This window comes from Maribacter algae, from assembly GCF_047345745.1.
Classification (GTDB): Bacteria; Bacteroidota; Bacteroidia; order Flavobacteriales; family Flavobacteriaceae; genus Maribacter.
The window spans coordinates 208648-231197 of the sequence record NZ_JBLFES010000004.1 but is presented as its reverse complement, the minus strand read 5'-3'; the positions used below and the strand labels follow the sequence as shown (position 1 = coordinate 231197).

Here is a 22550-nt window from a genome sequence, read left to right as displayed (position 1 = left end):
AAAAAAAAGAACTCAGAATATTTAGCCAAAAAAGTGAAGTCATGAAAAAAATAAAATTAGTTCTTGTGATTATGTTAGTAATGGGTAGCGGTGCCTGTAACAAAGACGACGCACCCAAAATTGTAAATCCGGATCCAATTGGGCAACCCGATCCAGACCCTGATCCAGATCCGACACCTCAAAACCAAGCACCTGGTGCTTTTGGGCTATTGCAAATTCCTGATATGGATACCGATGTAAGCCGACTCCCGACCCTGAGTTGGGAACAGGCCACTGATCCAGATGGAGATGTAGTGACCTATGATGTCTATGTTGATGTGGTTTCAGAACCATCGGTGATGGTAGCGACTGATCTTACAACTACTACTTATGATATTGAGGGCGAACTTGATATAATCCGTACCTACTATTGGCGCGTGGTAGCCAAAGATGGCAAAGGCGCCGAAACGGCCAGTGAAACCTTTCAATTTACGACCGAAGGTTTCGAGCGCGTGGTCGCCATTACGGAAAGTGGCGATTTTACACATGTTTCTAAACACGAATCGGTGGTGTTCGAAGACAAAATATGGATGTTGGGCGGTCTTGTAAATTCTATGGCAGGACCCGCGGCCTCAAACGAAGTATGGCATTCATCCGACGGAAAGATTTGGATGAGCTTCATAAAAACTCCAGGTGAAAAATTTACGGAGTGTTTTTTTCATGAAGCTTTGGTTTTTAAGGATAAAATGTGGGTAATCGGCAATGCAGATGGTTTTTCGAATGAGGTATGGTCAAGTGAAGATGGTAATCAATGGCAAGAAATCACACAAATTAGCGAATTCCCAGTTCGTGGTGAGCATACGGTAACCGTTCACAATGGCAAAATGTACATAATTGGAGGAGTAACTACTGGGGCTGTTCGTTTGATGGATGTCTGGAGCAGCGAAGACGGAAGTAATTGGGTGGAGGAAACGTCCAATCCGGAATTCGGCCCACGTAGTTTTCATCAGGTGGTCAGTTTCAAGGATAATCTTTGGCTCATTGGAGGCCTGAGTAACGACCCGGGTAGCGCAGAAAAAGACGTTTGGAATAGTGTGGATGGAAAAACCTGGACAGAAGTAACTACTGATGGGGGTTTTTCGGAGCGGTCCGGCCATCGTGTACTGGCATTTGATGATAGACTTTGGCTGATTGGTGGCGTAGGCGCAGGTCAAAACGATATTTGGACAAGCCAAGATGGGGCATCGTGGGAAGATGTTACTCCTGCTGAATCTTACCCTTTCCGACAAAATTTCAGTTCAGTTTATTTTGAAGGGAAAATCTGGATTATCGCAGGCGAAAATGGGAACGAAATTAGAGATGATGTTTGGGTATTTGAATAAATAAGAATTCTAAAATAAGAGATATGAAAAATATAAGATTCACCGTAAGCGCAGCAATTTTGATGCTATCTTTTGGTTGTTCCCCGGATGATTTTGTCGGCAACCCACCGGATAATCCGGAAAATGAGCCTCCCACGGCTTTTGAACTTATCCCTTTGGAGAATATTGAGGCAACAGAGCTACAACCCACGCTCAGCTGGCAGGCTTCCGAAGATCCAGAAGGTAATGGTGTCACCTATGACGTGTATCTGGGGGCCACGGCGGAATCGACCACTCAAGTGGCGACCAATCTGACCGAGACCAATTTTACACTATCCGATTCTTTGACAATACTCACTGAATATTACTGGCAGGTAGTTGCCAAAGATGACCTTGGGGCGACCAATTCGAGTGCTGTTAATAGCTTTACCACTAGAACCATTTCAAACGGCCGTTTAGTTATTGAGAACGCTGAATTCGCGGGACGTAGAGGACACAGGGTTCTGGCGTACAAGCAACGTTTATGGCTTATTGGAGGCACCACTACCTTAGGCGGATTCATAAGCGAGGTATGGAGTAGTCTCGATGGCAATAGTTGGGAATTGATGACCGATACGGCTGAATTTGGTAGAATAAACGGTTTTTCGACAGCAGTTTTTGACGATAGGTTGTGGGTAATCGGGGGTAGAAATACCGATAACGAGTATGGCAATGAAGTCTGGTATTCGAACAACGGTATGGATTGGGTTTTGGCAACGGAAGAGGCTGATTTTTCGGGCAGGAACCTGCATTCAACAGTAGTCTTTAATAAGAAATTATGGGTCATTGGTGGGTACGATGGCACTCGAAGAAATGATGCGTGGTCAAGCTCAAATGGCGTTGATTGGGAAATGGCCACCGCGAACGCCAATTTTACAGCGAGAGAGGAACATGCCATGACAGTTTTTGATGATAAAATGTGGGTGATCGGCGGCAACGATGGCATCAATAAAAATGATGCTTGGTATAGTACCGATGGTGAAACTTGGGCCTTGGCAACAGAAGAAGGTGCCTTTAGAGCGCGGCAACAACATACGGTGACCACATATGCAAATAAAATGTGGCTCATAGGAGGGGCTACAGGCACGAACGAAAATTACATTTGGTATAGCAGTAATGGTATTGAGTGGTTGCGAAATACCGATTCCGCCAACTACCCTTTTCGCAATTTACACTCCACGACCTTGTTCAATAAAAAGCTTTGGATTGTCGGCGGCGACGGGGGTAGCTTAAAAAATGATGTTTGGGTGCTTGAATAAAACGAAATCATGGAAAAAGAAGAAAAACGAATTTTTAGTTGGGTACTATTCTTGGTACTGATACTCTTAGTGGCTTTAGGTTGCAATAAAAACGACGACCCCGTACCACCAAAGTCCGAGGTCATTGACAAACCTAATCTCGAACCGGATCCCCAAAACCGGCCTCCCGGGTCATTTGGTCTAATGACTGTTACAGACGGCGCCGAGAATGTTAATATACTCCCCACTTTAAGTTGGGAGCAGGCCACTGATCCCGATGGTGATCAGGTCACTTATGATTTGTTAATGGGTGTTGAAGAGGATTCAACCATAATTTGGTTGGAAAATTTGACCACTACCTCGGTGGCACTAGATCGACGCTTAAAGGTTAATACCACATACTATTGGAAGATATTGGCAAAAGATGACAAAAACGGTTCTGTAGAGAGTAATATTTTTTCGTTCACAACGAGAGATTTACGTATTCCTTCCGAACCTTCTACCATTAATGAAAAGTGGATTGGTAGAAAAGAACATTCAACAGTAGTGTTTAATGATGAGCTATGGGCTATAGGTGGGGTTGGTAACGCCGATGATTCTTTTGTCAGGAGCACAGATGGGGTAACATGGCAGAAAATAGAATTCGATGATAGAAATGGTTTCTCGACCGCCAAATTGATCACTTCGGTAGTTTTTAGAAAGAGGCTATGGGTCATAGGAGGTCAGGTTAGTGGTAGTGCTTCAAGCAATCCTGTTTGGTCAACTGACGACGGTGTAAACTGGATCGACGAATCAATAGACAATGAGAACGAGGCATTCTATGGTCAGCAGCGGTTTGGTCATACAACAATGGTCTTCAATGACAAATTATGGGTTATAGGCGGTGTTGGCACAGCTGAAGGAACCGATGGACTTATATACTTGAAGGATGCGTGGGTCAGTGAGGACGGAAAAAATTGGGAACGAGTTGCAGATAATAAAGCGGTTTTCGGAAGAACAGATCACACATCGGTGATTTTCGATGATAAGTTATGGGTCATTTTAGGACTTGATAGCAACAATCAATATTCAGATGAAATCTGGTATACCGAAGATGGTCAAAATTGGATAAAGCCCACTGGCGGAGCAAGTTTGCCCGAAAGGTTTAATCATACTTCCGTAGTATTCGATGACGTGATTTGGGTCATAGAGGGCCTTCCACAATTTGATGATACCTATGCAGGAATATGGTATAGCAAAGATGGCACAGATTGGAAATTGTTATCGGAAAACAATGAACTTGGTCAATTGGCCAACCATAGTGCAACCGTTTTTAGAGAGAAAATCTGGGTCATCGGCGGTGAGGAGAGTGGTATCACCCAGAATGGTGTATGGGTATTTGACTAGCACCAAACGTAATCGATAATCCCGATTCCGAACCGAATCCCGAATCCCGAATCCCAAGCGCCCAATAGTTTTTTACTATTGACGCCGGAAATTGATAATACAATTGTAATTCGTACACCCCCTCTTACTCGAGGGCAGGCCATCGATTTCGATGGTGATAGTTTTACCTATTCTAAGTTGAATTTATAGCAAAAATGTCAGGCTGAGCGCAGTCGAAGTCTGATTTTGCCAATCAAGAGTTCTCGACTGCCCTTGCCTGTCGGCCAGATTCGAACTGACAGCGAAATTTAATATATTGATTTTCAATATATTATGTGGTTCAAAACAGATGTATTTATCTGCTGACCTCTAAAAAATCTATAAAATGAAACAGCTACTGATACTACTTTTCCTACTTACGGCAAACCAGTCATTTGCTCAAAAAGCTACGCTCTTGATTACCAATACTGAAACCCAAAAGCAAAAACTGATTGAAGAGCGTAAGCGAATAAGGATAACCAAAAGTACAGGCGAAAAATTTCAAGGGCGTTTTTGGATAATTGATGAAAATACCATAGTGCTCGATGGAGTTGAAATAAATTTGTCTGAAATTATAAAAATAAGACGTCACCCTCTTTTCAACACCATTTTTATTAAATCAAATCTGATTCATATAGGTTCTCTAGGTATGTTTTTTGGAATTTTAGGTACGGGTCTTAGTGGTGAAGGTGGCATATTAGTGGGTGGGGCAGCTGTATTAGCAGCGGGTATTTATGGCGCTATAAAATCTCCAAATCTAAACAAAGGCTATAACATCAATAGAAAGTGGCGTTTTGAAATTGCTATTTCTCCTTCTGTGGAACAAGAGTTTTCGACTGATAAAAATAAAATAAGATGAAATCAGCGCTTATACTTCTTTGCTTAGTTATAATGAATATGTCTTTTTCACAAGAAAGAGCCTTAATTATAACATATTCGGAAAAGTTATAATGGTAAGGGCAAAGCAATTCTCGAGAATCAAGCTGAAATCTTCCAAAGATGTGAGAAGGGTAGGGAAATTTGAAATAGTCGATTCAACTAGAATTAAGATTCGAGGACACTATTTTAAATTATCAGATGTTAAAATGATTAAAAGGAACCCTCTGGTATTGTCGATTGCAGATAAAATAGTCTATATCGGTAGTAGAATGGTAATTGTGGTACCAGGACTTTATGCACCTCCTGGTATATCGGTGTAACTATTATTTTTGGGAGCGTTTGTAGCATATTTAGATTGCGAAACCCCTTATCTAATAAATAAGGATTATTTTGTAAAAAATAATTGGATTTTCTTTATCAAGTATTAGGCGTATGGGACGTAACGAAAGTAAAAATATATGCGGCGCGAAGACCTTCAACTTTACTAAACAAAACATGCAAGATTAATTGCCATAAAGATTGTAGAGTGCTAAATTTAATAGTGTCTTTAAAATTGATTTGGTTTTATTATCAGAGCGGACATTTTAAAAATCCATTAATTTATCCGGATATGCTTATAAACGTGTAGAATAGGAATTCCATTAAACCACATTAGATACCGATTGCAAAAAAAATATCTTAAGGGGCATTTAGATCATATCTTTGGGGATAAAAGTCAGTCCCCAAAATCGACCTTTCTATGGGACTGTTTTATGAAACTTCGATTATTTTCTAGGGTGTCCCATTCGTGATCACTTTTAGTAGTTTTTTTTTAACCTTTTTTGAGGCGCTTTATGGTTTATGAAAACCTAAACACTTTTACTAAATTTTCAATTCCAATTCCGGAATCAAATTCGCAGCCTCTTTCATTTTTTCATCTATAATTTTGGTGTAGATTTCTGTTGTTCGAATTTCTTTGTGTCCCAAACGTTTCGATACAGTATAAATATCTGCACCGTTCTCTAACAAGAGTACCGCATTGGTATGTCTTGCGCTATGAAAAGTTATGTGCTTTGTAATTCCAGCCTTCATACACCATCTTAGAATCTCGGTGTTGTAAACGGCACCATATTTAAGACCTCTAAAAACGCGGTCACTCTCATTGGCTCTTTTGCCCAAAAGGTTTCTTGATTGCTCCGAAACGTAAAGGTATTCTAGTCCTTCTGTTTTCTTTTGTCTGAATATAATTCTAGAGCCTGTATCTTCATCTCTAACCTCCGACCATCTTAATTTATCAATATCGCTCCATCGTAAACCAGTAAGACAACTAAAAATAAAAGCATTCTTTAGTACAGGATACTTACATTCGGCTTGTGACATTGCCTGTAATTCTGAATAGGTAAGGTATTCCCTTGTAGACTCACCTTGCTCAAAACCTTTAACTGACCGCAATACATTTTCTTCCAAATAGTTTTCGGTATAGGCTTCTCGCAAAGCTGCTTTAAATTTGTTGAAGTAGGTGTATTTAGAATTTTGGGATAGGGGAGAACCACTCTTGGTTTTGGCTTTAGTGTTTAGATATCGCTTAAACCCTTTGACAAAATCGGTATCAATATCCTTTAGCTGTTTATGGGCAGGACAATATTTTTGGATATGTTTTAGAGCTGCATCCCAATTGCCATAATTCGCTTTGGTTTCAAAGCGGTCTTCTTTAAGCTGCTCATAGTACTCTAAAAAAGTTAATTCTCCCTTCTTATCATTCTTGATTTTGTATTTCCCTTGAATGTATTCAGCCTTTCTTATCGCCAATATGTTTTCGGCCAATTGAAGGGTTTCTTTATTTTTTCTTTTTTCCTCTGCATTTGCAGGATTATCAAAAACATACTGTTTTAGGTATTCGAATTTTCGTAGATGCTTTTTAACCCCATTATTATCTATCCGATAACCATTATAGAATTCAAGAAACAAACTAGATTTTCCGTTTTTTAACTTTTTCTGCTTTAGATTGATTTTCATAACAAAGGATTTTGAGGTGTAATTTTTACACCTTTTTAGTTAAAAAATTAAATGAGGTGTAAAAATGGTGTAATAAATTTATGAAAATAGGAGATTAAGAGAAAGAGAAAATAAAAATACTTTTTAACAACGTATTGATTTACAGTTAAATAAAACCAAATAGAATCATATGAGACCAAATGAAATACTTATTTATTTCCCGATGCAAAAATTGGAAAATATGTTCCCAAGCAGTTCATCATTAGTGACTTCCCCAGTAATTTCACCTAGATGATTTAAAGCTTCACGAATATCTATTGCCATTAAATCACTCGAAATCCCCTCTGTATTACCGGACTGAACCTTTTCTATGGCTTCCAACGCTTTTAAAAGGGCATTGTAATGGCGGGTATTTGTGACAATGGTTTCATTGTTCCGTAAAGCCCCTGTATTTATTAAATCCAGTAGTTGATTTTTTAATGTTTCAATACCTTGACCGGTTTTAGCCGAAAGAAGTAGAACATTTGATAACTGTTGGTCGATAAGGGATAAGTGTTCTGCGGATAATCTATCCTTCTTATTTATGATAACTATTAACTGCTTTTGGGGATACTGATTTTTTACCTTTTCTATTTCAACTTTGAGTTTTTCTAAAGTTTTCCCCGCAACGAATAAAGATTGGCCATCAACCAAATAAAGCACTACTTGAGCTTTTTCAATCTTTTCAAAGGTTTTTTGAATTCCAATCCCTTCTACTACATCTTTGGTTTCCCTAATACCCGCCGTATCTATAAAACGGAATCCAAATCCTTTTATGGTAATTTCGTCTTCTATCGCATCTCTAGTAGTTCCGGCAATTTCAGAGACTATGGCGCGTTCTTCATTTAATAGTGCGTTCAACAGTGTAGATTTTCCAACGTTTGGCTCTCCCACAATGGCGACGGGAATTCCGTTTTTTATGACATTGCCGATGGCAAAAGAATCAATTAAGTGTTTTAAGACGTTCTGTATTCGATTGAGCAGCTCTACAAATTGTGTTCTGTCCGCAAATTCCACATCTTCTTCCGAAAAATCGAGTTCTAATTCTATCAATGAGGCAAAATTCAACAGTTCCTCCCTAAGTTTTTGAATTTCATTACTGAATCCACCTCGCATCTGCCGAATGGCAACTTGATGACTAGCTTCATTATCTGAAGCTATTAAATTAGCAACGGCCTCGGCCTGACTCAGATCCATTTTTCCGTTCAAGAAAGCTCTTAAGGTAAATTCTCCAGCTTCGGCTGTTCGGCATCCGTTTCTTAAGAAGAGTTGAATAATTTGTTGTTGAATAAATGGTGATCCGTGGCACGAAATTTCAACAACATTTTCACCAGTGTAAGAATTGGGACCTTTGAAGACGGAAACTAAAACTTCATCAAGAATAGCATCATTCTCAATGATATGGCCCAATAAGATGGTATGTGTTTTTTGTATATTTAAATCCTTGTTATGAATGGACTTGAAAAAAGAGGAAACAATAGAAATTGCATTCTTACCTGAAATACGTATCACGGCAATGGCTCCAGCACCGGATGGTGTGGCCAAGGCTATAATGGTATCTGTATAAATCATACTGCAAAAATAGTCAAACGAAAGCGCTTTTGTAATTCAGACGAGTTATATAATTTCTTATATTTCCAAAGAAATCCTAGAATTAAAAAATGAGAAATTTAATAATAGTTTTAACGTTCCTTTTTACAGCTATCCTAAAGGGACAGGAGTCTTCTGCATCCCCAACTATTGAAGATGCCAAAATGGAAGCCAAGGAAAAAAAAGCAGTTGTAAAAAAAGTTAAGAAAGCAGAAAAAGAAGCTCAAGAGGCGGCAAAACAAGAAAAGGAAAAAGAGCGAATTCAGAAATTAAAGAAAGACATTGCCTCAAGGCAAAAGACAATTAGAAAATATGAAAAACAAATTGAAAAGTTGAATTCAAAATTAGAGAAGGGAAAACTGAAGGGCAAATTGGCACCTACGGATATTAAAAAAATAGAAGGTAAAATAGAAAAGTTAAAAGCGAAGACGGTCAAAGAAAAAGAGAAGCTATTAAAAAAGAAAAAGAAGTTATAAGCTGTTTTGGATTGATTTGTAACAAAATGGATGTTTTGACTACTAATAGGTAGTATTCATCATTAAATCAATCAAAAAATGGAAATTATAAATCAGCAAATCGCATTACGAGAAGACCGACAATTATTGGTCATCACACATCTTTCGCAATATTTGGATTTTATTACGGGATTTGGTGGACTTATTGTACCGTTGGTACTTTGGTTGACCTCCAAAGATTCAGTTATAGGAATGGACGAGCATGGTAAATCGGTCATTAATTTTCAATTGACCCTCATTCTATATATCATTATCGGAATTCCTGGAATATTATTATTTGGCCTCGGAATTTTACTTTTGATTTTTGCGGGAATTCTTTCCTTGGTCATGCCAGCTATAAATGCGGTGAGGGCCAGTAATGGAGAAAGTCCTAGCTATTTCGGGACGATAAAGTTTATTTCTTAACAAGAAATGAGTATAAAAAATCCCGAACATAATGTTCGGGATTTTTGCTTTAAAATTTTACTTGACCAAGATTAATTGTTGAGCATCACCGGCATTACGAGCATTGTCACGTTTTCGCCTTCGTCCAATCCATCAATTGGAGTTAAGATTCCAGCTCGGTTAGGTAAACTCATTTCCAAGGAAACTTCATCCGAATTCAGATTGTTCAGCATTTCGGTCAGAAACCTAGAATTGAACCCAATTTGCATATCGTCCCCATTATAGGAACACGTTAAACGTTCCTCGGCCTTGTTGGAGTAATCAATATCCTCGGCTGAAATATTTAACTCGGCACCAGCAATTTTCAATCTAATTTGGTGCGTGGTTTTATTGGAAAAGATAGATACCCTGCGAACGGAACTTAAGAATTGATTTCTGTTGATGGTCAATTTATTTGGATTTTCCTTTGGGATTACCGCTTCATAATTTGGATATTTCCCATCAATAAGTCTACAGATCAATTCCGTGTCATCAAAAGTAAATTTGGCATTGCTATCATTATATTCGATCAAAACATCCGATTCACTTCCTGCCAAAATTCCTTTCAACAAAGTCAATGGTTTTTTCGGCATAATAAATTCTGCTACTTGGGAAGCACTTACATCGGCACGTTGGTATTTTACCAACTTATGGGCATCTGTTGCGACAAACGTTAAATTTTCGGTTGAAAATTGGAAGAACACGCCGCTCATGACGGGTCTTAAATCGTCATTTCCAGAAGCAAAAATTGTTTTGTTTATGGCAGTCGCCAGTATATCTCCAAGAATCGTTGTAGCACTGGGGTCGGATAACTCGACCGCTTTTGGGAATTCTGCACCATCGGCATAGGCCAATGCATATTTACCGTGATTGGAGCTAATTTCTACGGTATTGTTGTCTTCCACCACAAAGGTCAAGGGCTGTTCGGGAAACGTTTTTAAAGTATCTAAAAGTAGCCTTGCCGGAACGGCAATCGTGCCTTCTGCATCAGAATCTACATTCAATACGGAACTCATGGTAGTTTCCAGATCTGAAGCGGAAACGGTTAACTTGTCCTTATTTAAATCAAAAAGAAAATTATCTAAAATGGGTAACGTATTGCTATTATTGATAACCCCGCCCAGAATTTGAAGTTGTTTTAAAAGATAGGTGCTGGATACTATAAATTTCATATAATGCTGTTTGACTTGTTCTTTACCTTTTGTGAAAGTTGAAAATTATTGCAATTGATTTAAAAACTGCAATAAAACAAAGATATTTTAATTGCTCTTTTATCTAAAACAAACTTATCAACACCTGTTATGCTCTACAAAATCATGTAATTGAAATAGATTTGAGATACATATTCTTCTAAAAAGCCAATGTTTCCTATGATTTTATTTTTAAAATGGAAGATATGTACTGCTTCCACAAATAGGTCTAATCCAAAGAAACTACTTTATCAACACTCCATGCCTCTGGCTTTTCATCAAATAGCACTTTTGTCTGACTCCAAACACCTTTGAATAATTGGGAATGTCTATATTCTTCTAAAGAGGACTCATTTTCCCAATAACTGTAGGTGAAGAAAATACGGGTATCTTTTTTATCTTGATAAAGTTCTAAAAAAGTACAGCCTTCAAAACCTCTTATTTTATGCTTATTTTCATTAAAAAGTTGCTCGAACTGAGTTACTTTTTCTTTTTTAAAGGTCATTTTAACAATCCGAACGAACATTATTCAAAATCTATGATTACGGTATCTCTATAGTCCAATCCCAATAGGGTAGAGGCCCCTCCAACGGTTGTGAGATTGCTACGGTAGATGGCCAGTTCAATATAGTCGGAAGAATTAAAAAGGGCCAAAAGGTCACCGTCACTCTTTCGTTTGTCTTTTTCTAAATTAAAATCCAATATATCACTATAGGCATTAAAAATCTCGTTTATTTTATGGTTACGGACCAAAAGTTTAAAATTTCTACCATTCCTATATGCATCGAATAAGTGCTTTTGAATATTGGTCACTACGTTACCATAATTGTCAATATAAATGACACTACCTATTATTTTTTTGCCGTTTTCAACAATTCTGGGAGAGAATTCACGAAGACTTTTTAAATTGTCAAAAGATTTGCCCACCACTTCTAAAGTTCCGCCACGCGCAATATGACAAGCTACTTGGATAAAAACGCTCATTACTGGAAAGGAGCCATGTATAGGGTTGGGGATTTTAATTTCCACCACCTTGTCCGGCTTCATTTCGGAAGTTATCAAACCAATGACACCTGTGTTGGCACTGATAAAATAATGGCCATTGATAAGTACGGCAATATGCTCGTTTTCAGGAGTTTTCTCTGAATCTACACCAACAATATGAATGGTGCCTTTAGGAAAATTATGATAGGAATTCTGCAAAATATAGGCACATTCCTGAATGTTGAACGGAGTTATGTTATGGGAAATATCAACAATTTTTGCATCTGGGAGTTCACTGTAAATAGAACCTTTTAAGACGGCGGTAAAATGGTCTTTAAGTCCAAAATCAGTAGTTAATGTGATGATTGCCATGCAGCAATGTTGATATGTTTTTGATTAGCTAAACTTAATTTTTACTTAAATTTGAAAACAAAATTAAACAAAAAATTAGCCACTGGAAATTAAACTTTGGCGACGCTAAATCTTCAAAATCCCACTATTTGAACGAACTTGTTTTAGAACTCACCGAAATTAGTCCAAGAGAATTTTTTGGACAACAGAACGAGAACATAGACCTTCTCAAGAAATATTTTCCAAAACTCAAAATTGTAGCCCGAGGCAATAAGATAAAAGTCTATGGCGATGAAGAACTTTTAGAAGAGTTTGACAAGCGTTTTGATATGCTTACCCAACATTTTGTAAAGTACAATAAAATTGATGAAAACAGTATAGAAAGAGTGCTTACAAGTGATGACGCCAAGGGGTATGAGTCCTCTGCCAAGAGCGGGGAGACTTTGGTCCACGGCGTTAGCGGCAGGCTTATAAAAGCGCAAACGGCAAACCAGCGCAGGTTGGTGGATGCTTCTAAAAAGAATGATATGGTTTTTGCCATTGGTCCAGCGGGGACAGGAAAAACCTATACAGGAGTAGCCTTAGCGGTAAAAGCGCTCAAAGAAAAACAGGTCAAAAGAATTATACTGACCAGGCCAGCTGTCGAAGCAGGGGAAAATCTGGGATTTTTACCAGGCGATCTGAAGGAAAAATTGGATCCTTACATGCAGCCTTTGTACGATGCGCTAAGGGATATGATCGCCGCTGAAAAACTGACACATTATATAGAAAACGGAACCATTCAGATTGCACCAATGGCCTTTATGCGCGGGCGAACTTTGGACAATGCATTCGTAATTTTGGATGAAGCCCAAAATACGACACATGCACAGATGAAGATGTTCCTTACCCGTATGGGGAAGAACGCTAGATTTTTGATTACGGGAGATCCAGGACAGATAGATTTGCCTAGAAGAACCATATCCGGTTTAAAAGAAGCCTTGTTGATTCTTAAAAATGTTGAAGGTATTGAAATAATTTACTTGGACGATAAAGATGTTATTCGCCATAAATTAGTGAAGAAAGTAATAGATGCCTATAAAACCATAGAACACCAAAATTAATCAAGTTTATGCCCAATACGATCATAGCTACAAATTTTAACTTCCCCAATCAGAAGAGTGTATACAAAGGAAAAGTGAGGGAGGTTTACGCTTTGGATAATGATATATTGGTGATGATTGCCACGGACCGTCTTTCCGCTTTTGATGTGGTGATGCCCAAAGGAATACCTTTTAAAGGACAAATATTAAATCAGATTGCCACAAAAATGATGGCTGCCACAGCTGATATTGTTCCGAATTGGCTAACAGCAACGCCGGACCCAAATGTAGCTGTGGGCCATGCTTGCGAGCCATTTAAGGTTGAAATGGTCATTAGGGGCTATATGTCCGGTCATGCAGCGCGGGAATATAAATCAGGCAAGCGAACGTTATGCGGAGTTCCTATGCCCGAAGGAATGAAAGAGAACGATAAATTTCCGCAACCTATTATTACTCCGGCCACAAAGGCTGAAATGGGCGATCATGACGAGGATATTTCACGCGAAGGTATTTTGGCTAGGGGAATTGTTTCAGCTGATGAATATGAAGTTCTAGAAAACTATACACGCGCCCTTTTTCAAAGAGGCACGGAGATAGCGGCAAGCCGAGGATTGATTTTGGTGGATACCAAATATGAATTCGGAAAAACCAAGGATGGAAAAATTGTCTTGATCGATGAAATCCATACTCCGGATTCTTCCCGTTACTTTTATGCAGATGGGTATCAAGAAAGACAGGATAAGAACGAACCTCAAAAACAGTTGTCCAAAGAATTTGTGCGCCAATGGTTGATTTCCAAAGGTTTTCAAGGTTTAAAAGGGCAGGCCGTTCCAAAAATGTCCGAAGAATACATCAATTCTGTTTCTGAACGCTACATAGAACTCTATGAGAATATTATTGGAGAACCTTTTATAAAAGGTGATGTGTCAAACATTCAAGAGCGCATTGAAAAGAATGTTCTAAACTATTTAAATTCTTTTTAGGCTACAATAAATATTAACAATCACTCAAGAAAACGCCAACGGCCAGGCCACCTTCAGAGGTCTCTTTGTATTTGGAACTCATGTCCTTTGCCGTAGACCACATGGTCTCTACAACTTTATCCAAAGGCACTTTGGCCTCTTTAGGGTCGGAACCCAATGCCAATTCGGCAGCGTTTATGGCTTTTATGGCTCCCATGGAATTTCGTTCAATACATGGTACTTGGACCAACCCACCAATTGGGTCGCAGGTAAGTCCCAAGTGATGTTCCATCGCAATCTCTGCAGCCATAAGAACCTGTTCAGGAGTTCCTCCAAGTAATTCTGTTAAAGCACCGGCTGCCATAGCTGAAGAAACGCCTATCTCTGCTTGGCAACCACCCATCGCCGCAGAAATGGTAGCTCCTTTTTTAAAGATGCTTCCTATTTCGCCCGCCACCAATAAAAATTGTTTGATATGCTCAAAATTACCTGCATGATTTTCAATAACCAGATAATACATCAACACTGCTGGAATAACCCCTGCGCTTCCGTTTGTAGGTGCCGTAACTACGCGGCCCAAAGAAGCGTTTACCTCGTTCACGCTGAGGGCAAAACAACTTACCCATTGCAAAATCTGCCGAAACTTGACTTCGGTTTGTCGTATACCGTTCAACCACTCTTCGGGATTGGAGTAGGGCAGTTCGCCCTTTAAGCTTCGATGCATTTCAAAGGCCCTACGTTTTACGTTGAGCCCGCCAGGAAGCTTTCCCTCCGTATGGCAACCTATATACATACACTCTAGCATGGTTTCCCATACGCGGTTTAATTGATTATCAATTTCAGTATCTGACCGTAAAGAACGTTCGTTCTCCAATACGATTTCCGAAATATTCTTTTTCTCTTGTTCGCAAAAAGCCAATAGTTCGGTTCCTTTTTGAACAGGAAAAGGAAATGTATGAAATGCCTCAATTTTTTTCTTCGCGTTTTTACGTTCTTCGACCACTACAAATCCTCCGCCTATGGAATAATAGGTTTTGGTTTTCTTTATACCAGAATTCAACAGTGCTTCAAAAGTTAAGCCGTTCGCATGAAAAGGTAAAAACTTCCTATGGAACTTTATATGTGTATCAGGGTCGAAATCAATTGAAAAATTCCCGCCAAAATGTAACTTTTTAAGTTTCTTGACGCTTTCTACCAGAGTATGTATTTCATCAATAGGAACATATTCCGGGTCGGCTCCGGATAGCCCCAATATTATGGCATAGTCCGTGGCATGTCCTTTCCCGGTTAAAGAAAGTGACCCATACATGTGTACGTGTACTTCTTTAACGTCAGGGAAAATATTGGAAGCTTTAAGTTCCTTGATCCAACGTTCCGCGGCGCGCCAAGGGCCTAATGTATGCGAACTTGATGGCCCAACGCCTATCTTTAGCATGTCAAAAATACTGATACACTCCATTTGATAAAGAAGTTTTGCAAAGTAAAGGTAATGGTAATTTAAAATATTATAATCTGTTTGGATAGGAAATAACTGGGCCTAGGCAAGGTAGATAGAAAGCCTTCGACTATTAAAAAAATCTTATTAAATAAATAATTATGAAAGCGAACGGACTTATAGAAAAGAATAGTATATATGGCTTTACGGATACTTACGATAAGTTAAGAAAGGTTTTAGAAGAAAATCCAAACCTGAAGATTTTGTTAGAGTTGGACCACAGTAAAAATGCAGCCTCCGTAGATTTAGATTTGGCACCGACCAAAATCATCTTATTTGGAAATCCAAAATTGGGTACGGTATTAATGAAAGACAACCAAACTGTTGGTATTGATTTACCCCAAAAGATACTGGTTATTGAAACATCTGAAACAGTTAAATTGTTCTACAACGATTCTTACTACCTTAAGGAGCGTCACCAATTAAGCGAAAAAACTTCTGAAATTCTTAAAAAAATAAGTAGTGCCCTTGATGCAGTGACAAATGCAGCAGCTGGACTATAAATTAAAGTTTAATATGCGCTAACAATATATGGCGATAGTAACATCAGCATAAAAAACGACAATGAATCCATACATTTGGTTTTTCAAAATGACATCCTGTCAGTTTTACTCGCTTGGCATATTAATTGACATTTACTGGTTGATTAAAAAAGCACTAATATTTTAAAACATATAGAATGAGTAAAATTATAGGTATAGATTTGGGTACAACGAATTCCTGTGTTTCCGTAATGGAAGGTAACGAACCCGTTGTAATACCAAACGCAGAAGGAAAAAGAACAACGCCTTCCGTTATCGCATTTGTAGAAGGTGGTGAAATTAAGGTAGGTGATCCTGCAAAAAGACAGGCGGTTACCAATCCTCACAAGACCATATATTCCATAAAGCGTTTTATGGGGAACAAATTTTCCGAGTCCAGTAAAGAGGCGGATAGAGTTCCTTATAAAGTAGTGAAGGGCGACAATGATACTCCAAGAGTAGATATTGAGGGAAGATTATACACACCGCAAGAATTGTCCGCTATGATTCTTCAGAAAATGAAGAAAACGGCAGAGGATTATCTTGGTCAGGATGTTTCTAGAGCCGTGATTACAGTTCCGGCATACTTTAACGATGCGCAGAGACAGGCTACGAAAGAAGCCGGTGAAATTGCCGGACTTACGGTAGAGCGTATTATCAATGAGCCCACGGCTGCCTCTTTGGCCTACGGAATGGACAAAAAAGATACCGACCAGAAAATAGTCGTTTTTGACTTTGGAGGTGGTACACATGATGTTTCCATTTTGGAATTGGGAGACGGTGTCTTTGAAGTACTGTCCACGGATGGTGATACCCACTTGGGAGGTGATGATGTAGATCAAAAAATTATTGATTGGTTGGCAGAGGAGTTCAAAAAAGATGAAAGTATAGATTTACGTGATGATGCAATGGCGTTGCAACGTTTGCGTGAAGCTGCCGAAAAAGCAAAGATCGAATTGTCTTCTTCCGCTCAGACAGAAATCAATTTACCTTATGTTACCGCAACGGCTTCAGGACCAAAACACTTGGTGAGGACACTGACCAAAGCAAAATTCGAGCAATTGATCGCTGATTTGGTCAAAAGAACAATTGAGCCTTGCGAAACAGCTTTAAAAGCAGCGGGACTTTCCAAGAGCGATATTGATGAAATTATCTTAGTAGGTGGTTCTACAAGAATCCCGGCAGTACAGGATGCGGTAGAAAAGTTCTTCGGGAAAAAACCTTCCAAAGGTGTAAATCCAGATGAGGTAGTGGCAGTTGGTGCTGCTATTCAAGGTGGGGTTTTAACGGGAGACGTAAAAGACGTATTGTTATTGGACGTAACGCCATTGTCTCTTGGAATAGAAACCATGGGAAGCGTAATGACCAAGTTGATAGATGCCAACACTACGATTCCTACCAAGAAATCCCAGATATTCTCTACTGCAGCGGATAATCAACCATCGGTTGAGATTCACGTATTGCAAGGAGAAAGGCCTATGGCAGCGGATAATAAAACGATTGGACGTTTTCACTTGGACGGTATTCCACCGGCACAGCGAGGTACACCTCAAATTGAAGTAACTTTTGACATTGATGCGAACGGAATCATAAAAGTTTCCGCAACGGATAAAGCCACGAACAAAACGCAGGATATTCGTATTGAAGCTTCCTCTGGATTAACAGAAGAGGAAATCGAAAAGATGAAAGCTGAAGCTGAGGCAAATGCCGATGCGGATAAAAAAGCGAAGGAAACTGCGGATAAGCTGAATGAAGCGGACGGTATGATTTTCCAAACGGAAAAGCAATTGAGCGAGTTTGGAGATAAATTGTCCGATGACAAGAAGAAGCCGGTAGAAGAGGCTTTGGCAGAATTGAAAGCAGCTTATGAAACAAAAGATTTAGCAGTGATTACGCCAGCTTTGGATAAAATAAACGAAGCTTGGAAAGTTGCTTCCGAAGAAATGTACAAAGCACAAGCTGAGGCACAGCAGGCTGGCGGCGCACCTCAAGGTGAACCAACCGCTGATGGAGGGGCTCCAGAAGGCGATAATGTAGAGGATGTAGATTTCGAAGAAGTCAAGTAATTGACGTAAGCATAACATCGAAAAAGGAGCGGTATTTACCGCTCCTTTTTATTTTTGATATATCTTTCGCGTTCAATTTGTAGGAATTGGACTAATTTTGAATATATGCTAAAAAACTACCTTGTTTTTTTATTCTTAATACTATTTGGTAACCCACTTCAGTTAATGGGACAAGAGATCCGGGTATTTACAACATCTGATTTTGAACTCAAGCATCAGGTAAAAAAGTGTCTGGTGAGCACCAAATACGGCAAGGAAGAATATGATTTTAACGAAGCCGGATTCCTGACCAAATCCGTTACACGTTTCAATGATACGGATTATGACGTTATTTATTACAAGTTCAATAATAATGAGCTTATAGAAAAACGTTCGGAATCTTATAGGAATAACGTTTTTGATTCCAATACTTCTATTGCGCATTTCTATGAAATAGATACGATTCCTGTTAGAACGGTCACCGAGAAAATTATTTCTTATGATAAGGAGTTTTTGGACCAATATGTCTATGAATATAATACTGCCGGTAATTTGGTGAAAATTATGCGTACTAATAATAACGGTACGGATGAAACCATTATCAGCTACAAGAACTATAAAGGTGAGCACACCGTGACATACACGATGAACGATGAACTTTTAAAATCTATCCGTACTTCAAATCAAAAAAATAAAGATAATTCGGTTCAAGAAGTAGTTTTGACCAAAGAATATTTAGACGGAGAGGCGAATAAAGCTTTTGAAGAAGTTTTTGATGTGTCCGGTAAATTGTTGGCACGGCAAATGTTCGAGTACGATGAAAAGAAGAAAAATTTCGTACCGACTACCAGAACCACATATGAGTATGACTCAAATAATATGCTTATTTCCGAAACCGCCAAAACCGAAAACATTACTGAAAAGAAAGCATATATCTATCAATATGACCGTGAAGAGGACGGCAACTGGATCAAACAAATAGTAACCCCGGACAATACATATACTACGAGGAAAATAGAATATTACGAATCAGGGAACGTTGCAGAGGAAGAGGAATAATCTTTGAACCGTTCCTTTTTTATGAGGCTCCACTCTTCTCTTAACAATCCATAGCAACATGTATTTCTCTTAAAACCGTCCATGAGGTAAACATTTTTTCTTAGAATCCCTTCCAAGGTACAACCCAATTTCTCTACCGCTTTTCTTGAAGTTTTGTTTCGTTCATCAATACGGAATTCTACCTTTTCAAATCCTAGAACATTAAATGCATACTCTAGCATTAGAAATTTCATTTGACTGTTGAGTCCGGTACCCTGAAATGCCCTGCCAATCCATGTAGAACCTATTTCCACAACCTTATTCTTTGCGCTTATGTTCATAAATCGCGTGCTTCCGGCGTATTGCTGTTTGCTTTTGTCAAAAACGATGAAAGGAATACTGGTGCCATTTGCTTTTTGGTCCAGTGCAATTTCCACATATTTTTTTAAGCTTTCAGGGGTTTTAATGTCCGATGGAGAATATTGGATAAGTTTGTCCTCCGCAGCTATGGGAATTAGTTTTGGGAAGTTATCCAAAGTAAGCGGAGATAGTATTGCAAAGCTATTTTCTAGTGTTGGCGATGTGGACATTTTGATTAAATTTTTGTTTACAATGATTCGTATTCGCTTTTTAATAATCGGTATTGAATTAGCGAAACATATTTTCCCTCATAAACAGAGTGGTCTTTTTTAACATCATGGTCTTTGAATACACCTTCTTTGATCATTCCGTTTTTAACCATTACTTTGCCCGATGCTTCATTGCTACTAAGATAAACAGCGATAATCTTGTTGAGATTTAAATTCTCGAACCCAAATTTCAATAAACGTTGAACAGCTTCAGTGATGAGCCCCTTATTCCAAAAAGGTTCTGCCAACCAATATCCAAGCTCAGCTCTATTGTTGGACAATGAAATGGTCAATCCGATGGCGCCAATAAACTCTAAACCATTTTTTCTGCGTATGGCAAAGGCGTATTGGTCCTCGTTATGAAAGCCTTTATTAATAATACGTATCCAGTCTACGGCATCTTTTTCAGTGTAAGGAAAGGGCAAGCTTCTCGTATTGTCGGTAACATTTCGGTTATTGGCATGTAAAACGATATTGGGAACATCACTTTGAACAACTTCGCTCAAGACTAGGCGTTCTGTCTCTAGATTTGGGAATTTCTTCATTCTAGAACAGATTATTAATTATTTCTTTTTTGATTTCATGCCCACCTTCAAAAGAAATAGATTTGGCATTTCCCCTAAAAACGGCATCAATTTTCCCACTTTCTTTTGATAATCTTTCGGGGGTTAAATATACATCTGAATCGCCCACAATAGTAATTACTTCCGTTTGGTTCTTCCATAAAAAATCAAAATCTTCAGCTGTCAATTCGTTTGGGATTCCTCCGGCATATAATATCAATTTGAAACATTTCAGCTTTGATTTTGCTACCCATCTCGTGGCAATGGATACTCCTTGCGAAAAACCAAATACCATTACATTACAATGATTCGGTATTTTTTCATTTTCTAGCACTGTGTCCAAATATGCAAGGACATTTCGGGTTTCTCCCACGGTGTTTTCTTTGGTCAACCAACTGGCACCAACGTGCTTAAAATTGTCCTTGAGGTAATATTTAGAAGGAGCCTGAGGCGCAATAATATAATTTTCTCCCGGGGATAGCTCATCAAAATAGTTTATAAAATACCTACTTAAATAGCCCAAACCGTGCAGCACGATCCAAACGTTTTTGGTCTTTGGGGTAAGCTCGTTTAAAACTTCATAAGAGTTGTGAGATACATACGCTACTTCTTTACTTGTTTTGGACATACAAATTCTATTGTGCTAGAAGACCTACTATCTTTCTATTGATTAATTTTACAAAAAAGCTGATAATGGAGCACAAAGATAAAATTCTCAAAATTTGTAATGAAGCCACCAAAAATACGATGATGGAAACGTTGCAGATAGAATATATTGATGTTGGAGCCGATTTTTTGGTCGGTAAAATGCCGGTGACCCCTAAAGTATACCAACCTGATGGTGTTTTGCACGGTGGGGCTATGGTGGCATTGGCAGAAAGTATTGGTAGTACGGCATCTTATATTTTTTTAGATGCCGAAAAATATTTTGTACGCGGTATCGAAATTTCTGCCAATCATGTAAAAAGTGTTAAAGAGGGTCATGTTTTTGCCAAGGCCAGTTTCGTTCACAAAGGGCGTACCACCCAACTATGGGACATTAAAATTACCGATGAGGACGATAACCTGATTTCTATCTGTAAACTCACCACAATAGCCTTGCCCCGAAAGTAATATGGCCGACAAGATTCTTGACTTTGCTGAAAGCCAGCTACAGAAAGAACTTCCTTTTGTTTTATACCGGAAACCCAGGCAGAATTTGATAAATGGAATTTTCCAAAAAGCAAAAACGTTATCCTATGTTTCCGATTACAGGGAAAGTGGTTTTGTTTTTGCTCCTTTTGATTCTACGAACAAGCCTATTTTAATAAAGACCGATGTCTTTTTGAAAGGAGATATATCCAATCTGAAAAAAACGGATACCTTCTCGGAGTCCCAAGTATTGCACAATTCAAACGATAAGGCAATTCACCTGAATTTAGTAGGTAAGGCTGTTGATAAGATTAAAGCAGGGACATTCCAAAAAGTAGTGTTGTCCAGAAAAATTCAAGTACCCGTAAAAGAGTCCCCGTTTATTTTGCTTGAGCGGCTATTGACATCTTATCATAATGCGTTCTGTTACTTATGGTTTCATCCCAAAGTTGGTCTATGGCTGGGCGCTACTCCTGAAATTCTTTTAATGACAAAAGGCGGGGTACTTACAACAATGTCTTTGGCCGGGACCCAAACCACAGATGATTATAAAAAACCTGTCTGGGGAAAGAAGGAGTTACAAGAACAACAATTGGTGACAGATTATATTAAAGACATTCTAAAAAATAAATTGAACAATCTGCACGTTGGGGAACTGGAATCCATAAAAGCAGGGCAATTATGGCATTTACGTACAAAGATTTCAGGAAATTATGATGTAGAAGAGTTAGGGAATATTATCCAATCATTACATCCCACCCCTGCTGTGTGCGGTATGCCAAAAGATATTTCCAAGGCGTTCATTTTAGAGCAAGAAAACTATGACAGGAAGTATTACACCGGGTATTTAGGGGAATTGAATTTAAAACGGGAGCGCACTAGGAACAGAAACTTGAGGAACGTGGAAAACAATGCTTATAAATCTGTTTATAAAGCTTCGGAACTCTATGTGAATCTTAGGTGTATGTCCCTTTCCAATGATATGGCCACAATTTATGTTGGGGGTGGAATAACGGCAGATTCCGACCCGGAAAAAGAATGGCAGGAAACCGTTAACAAAAGTGGTACTATTTTGAAGGTTTTAGCATAAAATGAGTTCAGTATTCAAAACCACTGGT

22 protein-coding genes are annotated in these 22550 nt (G+C 38.7%); 13 read left to right on the top strand and 9 right to left on the bottom strand.

Annotated features, from left to right (window positions below; all coding sequences use genetic code 11):
- Positions 1-41 precede the first annotated feature (41 nt).
- From ACKWBX_RS15620 to ACKWBX_RS15605, 4 genes are all read left to right on the top strand, one after another.
- Positions 42-1361: a Kelch repeat-containing protein gene (locus ACKWBX_RS15620; protein ID WP_413969657.1), complete on the top strand. Its 1320-nt coding sequence runs from the start codon at positions 42-44 to the stop codon at positions 1359-1361.
- Positions 1362-1384: 23 nt separating this feature from the next.
- Positions 1385-2638 carry a Kelch repeat-containing protein gene (locus ACKWBX_RS15615; RefSeq protein WP_413969656.1) on the top strand — a complete coding sequence of 418 codons (1254 nt, stop codon included), beginning with the start codon at positions 1385-1387 and terminating at the stop codon, positions 2636-2638.
- Between the two features lie 9 nt (positions 2639-2647).
- Positions 2648-4003, top strand: a complete 1356-nt coding sequence (locus ACKWBX_RS15610) for a Kelch repeat-containing protein (protein WP_413969655.1) — start codon at positions 2648-2650, stop codon at positions 4001-4003.
- Positions 4004-4367: 364 nt separating this feature from the next.
- On the top strand, positions 4368-4880 hold the full coding sequence (locus ACKWBX_RS15605; RefSeq protein ID WP_413969654.1) for a hypothetical protein: 513 nt from the start codon (positions 4368-4370) through the stop codon (positions 4878-4880).
- A gap of 881 nt (positions 4881-5761) precedes the next feature.
- Here ACKWBX_RS15605 and ACKWBX_RS15600 read toward each other — a convergent pair.
- Positions 5762-6895 carry a tyrosine-type recombinase/integrase gene (locus ACKWBX_RS15600; RefSeq protein WP_413969653.1) on the bottom strand — a complete coding sequence of 378 codons (1134 nt, stop codon included), beginning with the start codon at positions 6893-6895 and terminating at the stop codon, positions 5762-5764.
- Positions 6896-7087: 192 nt separating this feature from the next.
- Positions 7088-8485 (bottom strand): tRNA uridine-5-carboxymethylaminomethyl(34) synthesis GTPase MnmE, encoded by a 1398-nt coding sequence (gene mnmE / locus ACKWBX_RS15595; protein WP_413969652.1) that lies wholly within the window; start codon positions 8483-8485, stop codon positions 7088-7090.
- Positions 8486-8574: 89 nt separating this feature from the next.
- On the opposite strand from mnmE, the gene ACKWBX_RS15590 reads away from it, so the two are divergent.
- Together ACKWBX_RS15590 and ACKWBX_RS15585 are read left to right on the top strand one after the other, a co-directional pair.
- Positions 8575-8979, top strand: coding sequence for a hypothetical protein (locus ACKWBX_RS15590; RefSeq protein ID WP_413969651.1), 405 nt, complete (start codon positions 8575-8577; stop codon positions 8977-8979).
- 78 nt (positions 8980-9057) lie between these two features.
- Positions 9058-9423: a DUF4870 domain-containing protein gene (locus tag ACKWBX_RS15585; protein WP_413969650.1), complete on the top strand. Its 366-nt coding sequence runs from the start codon at positions 9058-9060 to the stop codon at positions 9421-9423.
- A gap of 71 nt (positions 9424-9494) precedes the next feature.
- Here ACKWBX_RS15585 and dnaN read toward each other — a convergent pair whose 3' ends face one another.
- From dnaN to ACKWBX_RS15570, 3 genes are all read right to left on the bottom strand, one after another.
- On the bottom strand, positions 9495-10613 hold the full coding sequence (dnaN, locus tag ACKWBX_RS15580; RefSeq protein ID WP_413969649.1) for a DNA polymerase III subunit beta: 1119 nt from the start codon (positions 10611-10613) through the stop codon (positions 9495-9497).
- Positions 10614-10860: 247 nt separating this feature from the next.
- A complete protein-coding gene (locus ACKWBX_RS15575) occupies positions 10861-11157 on the bottom strand; it encodes a putative quinol monooxygenase (protein ID WP_413969648.1) in 297 nt (98 codons plus the stop codon).
- Positions 11157-11987 (bottom strand): SAM hydrolase/SAM-dependent halogenase family protein, encoded by an 831-nt coding sequence (locus ACKWBX_RS15570; RefSeq protein WP_413969647.1) that lies wholly within the window; start codon positions 11985-11987, stop codon positions 11157-11159. Before ACKWBX_RS15570 ends, ACKWBX_RS15575 begins: the two co-directional genes overlap by 1 nt.
- Before the next feature lie 128 nt (positions 11988-12115).
- Between ACKWBX_RS15570 and ACKWBX_RS15565 the strand changes: the two genes are divergently transcribed.
- Positions 12116-13069: a PhoH family protein gene (locus ACKWBX_RS15565; protein ID WP_413969646.1), complete on the top strand. Its 954-nt coding sequence runs from the start codon at positions 12116-12118 to the stop codon at positions 13067-13069.
- An 8-nt stretch (positions 13070-13077) separates the two neighbouring features.
- Complete coding sequence (locus ACKWBX_RS15560; RefSeq protein ID WP_413969645.1) at positions 13078-14031, top strand: phosphoribosylaminoimidazolesuccinocarboxamide synthase; 954 nt, start codon at positions 13078-13080, stop codon at positions 14029-14031.
- A gap of 13 nt (positions 14032-14044) precedes the next feature.
- Here the strand turns inward: ACKWBX_RS15560 and ACKWBX_RS15555 are convergent, their stop codons facing one another.
- Positions 14045-15469, bottom strand: a complete 1425-nt coding sequence (locus ACKWBX_RS15555) for an L-serine ammonia-lyase (protein ID WP_413969644.1) — start codon at positions 15467-15469, stop codon at positions 14045-14047.
- 137 nt (positions 15470-15606) lie between these two features.
- Here ACKWBX_RS15555 and ACKWBX_RS15550 point away from each other — a divergent pair, with 137 nt between their 5' ends.
- The 3 genes from ACKWBX_RS15550 (at position 15607) to ACKWBX_RS15540 (ending at position 19130) form a co-directional block, all read left to right on the top strand.
- Positions 15607-16008 (top strand): DUF302 domain-containing protein, encoded by a 402-nt coding sequence (locus ACKWBX_RS15550; protein ID WP_413969643.1) that lies wholly within the window; start codon positions 15607-15609, stop codon positions 16006-16008.
- Between the two features lie 176 nt (positions 16009-16184).
- Positions 16185-18092: a molecular chaperone DnaK gene (dnaK, locus tag ACKWBX_RS15545; protein WP_413969642.1), complete on the top strand. Its 1908-nt coding sequence runs from the start codon at positions 16185-16187 to the stop codon at positions 18090-18092.
- Positions 18093-18257: 165 nt separating this feature from the next.
- Complete coding sequence (locus tag ACKWBX_RS15540; RefSeq protein ID WP_413969641.1) at positions 18258-19130, top strand: hypothetical protein; 873 nt, start codon at positions 18258-18260, stop codon at positions 19128-19130.
- Here ACKWBX_RS15540 and ACKWBX_RS15535 read toward each other — a convergent pair.
- Genes ACKWBX_RS15535 through ACKWBX_RS15525 form a run of 3 tightly spaced genes read right to left on the bottom strand, consistent with a single transcriptional unit; the run spans position 19094 to position 20929 of the window.
- Positions 19094-19699 carry a GNAT family N-acetyltransferase gene (locus ACKWBX_RS15535; RefSeq protein WP_413969640.1) on the bottom strand — a complete coding sequence of 202 codons (606 nt, stop codon included), beginning with the start codon at positions 19697-19699 and terminating at the stop codon, positions 19094-19096. The genes ACKWBX_RS15540 and ACKWBX_RS15535 overlap by 37 nt on opposite strands.
- Before the next feature lie 17 nt (positions 19700-19716).
- On the bottom strand, positions 19717-20283 hold the full coding sequence (locus ACKWBX_RS15530) for a GNAT family N-acetyltransferase (protein WP_413969639.1): 567 nt from the start codon (positions 20281-20283) through the stop codon (positions 19717-19719).
- Between the two features lies 1 nt (position 20284).
- Positions 20285-20929 carry an alpha/beta hydrolase gene (locus ACKWBX_RS15525; protein WP_413969638.1) on the bottom strand — a complete coding sequence of 215 codons (645 nt, stop codon included), beginning with the start codon at positions 20927-20929 and terminating at the stop codon, positions 20285-20287.
- 65 nt (positions 20930-20994) lie between these two features.
- On the opposite strand from ACKWBX_RS15525, the gene ACKWBX_RS15520 reads away from it, so the two are divergent.
- Positions 20995-21414 carry a PaaI family thioesterase gene (locus ACKWBX_RS15520; protein ID WP_413969637.1) on the top strand — a complete coding sequence of 140 codons (420 nt, stop codon included), beginning with the start codon at positions 20995-20997 and terminating at the stop codon, positions 21412-21414.
- A 1-nt stretch (position 21415) separates the two neighbouring features.
- Complete coding sequence (locus tag ACKWBX_RS15515; protein ID WP_413969636.1) at positions 21416-22522, top strand: chorismate-binding protein; 1107 nt, start codon at positions 21416-21418, stop codon at positions 22520-22522.
- Positions 22523-22550: the final 28 nt, after the last annotated feature.

Excerpts from the sequence above, each read along its gene's own strand:
- ACKWBX_RS15620 (WP_413969657.1), top strand. The coding sequence starts at position 42 with ATGAAAAAAATAAAATTAGTTCTTGTGATTATGTTAGTAATGGGTAGC.
- ACKWBX_RS15615 (WP_413969656.1), top strand. The coding sequence starts at position 1,385 with ATGAAAAATATAAGATTCACCGTAAGCGCAGCAATTTTGATGCTATCT.
- ACKWBX_RS15610 (WP_413969655.1), top strand. The coding sequence starts at position 2,648 with ATGGAAAAAGAAGAAAAACGAATTTTTAGTTGGGTACTATTCTTGGTA.
- ACKWBX_RS15605 (WP_413969654.1), top strand. The coding sequence starts at position 4,368 with ATGAAACAGCTACTGATACTACTTTTCCTACTTACGGCAAACCAGTCA.
- ACKWBX_RS15600 (WP_413969653.1), bottom strand. The coding sequence starts at position 6,895 with ATGAAAATCAATCTAAAGCAGAAAAAGTTAAAAAACGGAAAATCTAGT.
- mnmE (WP_413969652.1), bottom strand. The coding sequence starts at position 8,485 with ATGATTTATACAGATACCATTATAGCCTTGGCCACACCATCCGGTGCT.
- ACKWBX_RS15590 (WP_413969651.1), top strand. The coding sequence starts at position 8,575 with ATGAGAAATTTAATAATAGTTTTAACGTTCCTTTTTACAGCTATCCTA.
- ACKWBX_RS15585 (WP_413969650.1), top strand. The coding sequence starts at position 9,058 with ATGGAAATTATAAATCAGCAAATCGCATTACGAGAAGACCGACAATTA.
- dnaN (WP_413969649.1), bottom strand. The coding sequence starts at position 10,613 with ATGAAATTTATAGTATCCAGCACCTATCTTTTAAAACAACTTCAAATT.
- ACKWBX_RS15575 (WP_413969648.1), bottom strand. The coding sequence starts at position 11,157 with ATGTTCGTTCGGATTGTTAAAATGACCTTTAAAAAAGAAAAAGTAACT.
- ACKWBX_RS15570 (WP_413969647.1), bottom strand. The coding sequence starts at position 11,987 with ATGGCAATCATCACATTAACTACTGATTTTGGACTTAAAGACCATTTT.
- ACKWBX_RS15560 (WP_413969645.1), top strand. The coding sequence starts at position 13,078 with ATGCCCAATACGATCATAGCTACAAATTTTAACTTCCCCAATCAGAAG.
- ACKWBX_RS15555 (WP_413969644.1), bottom strand. The coding sequence starts at position 15,469 with ATGGAGTGTATCAGTATTTTTGACATGCTAAAGATAGGCGTTGGGCCA.
- ACKWBX_RS15550 (WP_413969643.1), top strand. The coding sequence starts at position 15,607 with ATGAAAGCGAACGGACTTATAGAAAAGAATAGTATATATGGCTTTACG.
- dnaK (WP_413969642.1), top strand. The coding sequence starts at position 16,185 with ATGAGTAAAATTATAGGTATAGATTTGGGTACAACGAATTCCTGTGTT.
- ACKWBX_RS15540 (WP_413969641.1), top strand. The coding sequence starts at position 18,258 with ATGGGACAAGAGATCCGGGTATTTACAACATCTGATTTTGAACTCAAG.
- ACKWBX_RS15535 (WP_413969640.1), bottom strand. The coding sequence starts at position 19,699 with ATGTCCACATCGCCAACACTAGAAAATAGCTTTGCAATACTATCTCCG.
- ACKWBX_RS15530 (WP_413969639.1), bottom strand. The coding sequence starts at position 20,283 with ATGAAGAAATTCCCAAATCTAGAGACAGAACGCCTAGTCTTGAGCGAA.
- ACKWBX_RS15525 (WP_413969638.1), bottom strand. The coding sequence starts at position 20,929 with ATGTCCAAAACAAGTAAAGAAGTAGCGTATGTATCTCACAACTCTTAT.
- ACKWBX_RS15520 (WP_413969637.1), top strand. The coding sequence starts at position 20,995 with ATGGAGCACAAAGATAAAATTCTCAAAATTTGTAATGAAGCCACCAAA.
- ACKWBX_RS15515 (WP_413969636.1), top strand. The coding sequence starts at position 21,416 with ATGGCCGACAAGATTCTTGACTTTGCTGAAAGCCAGCTACAGAAAGAA.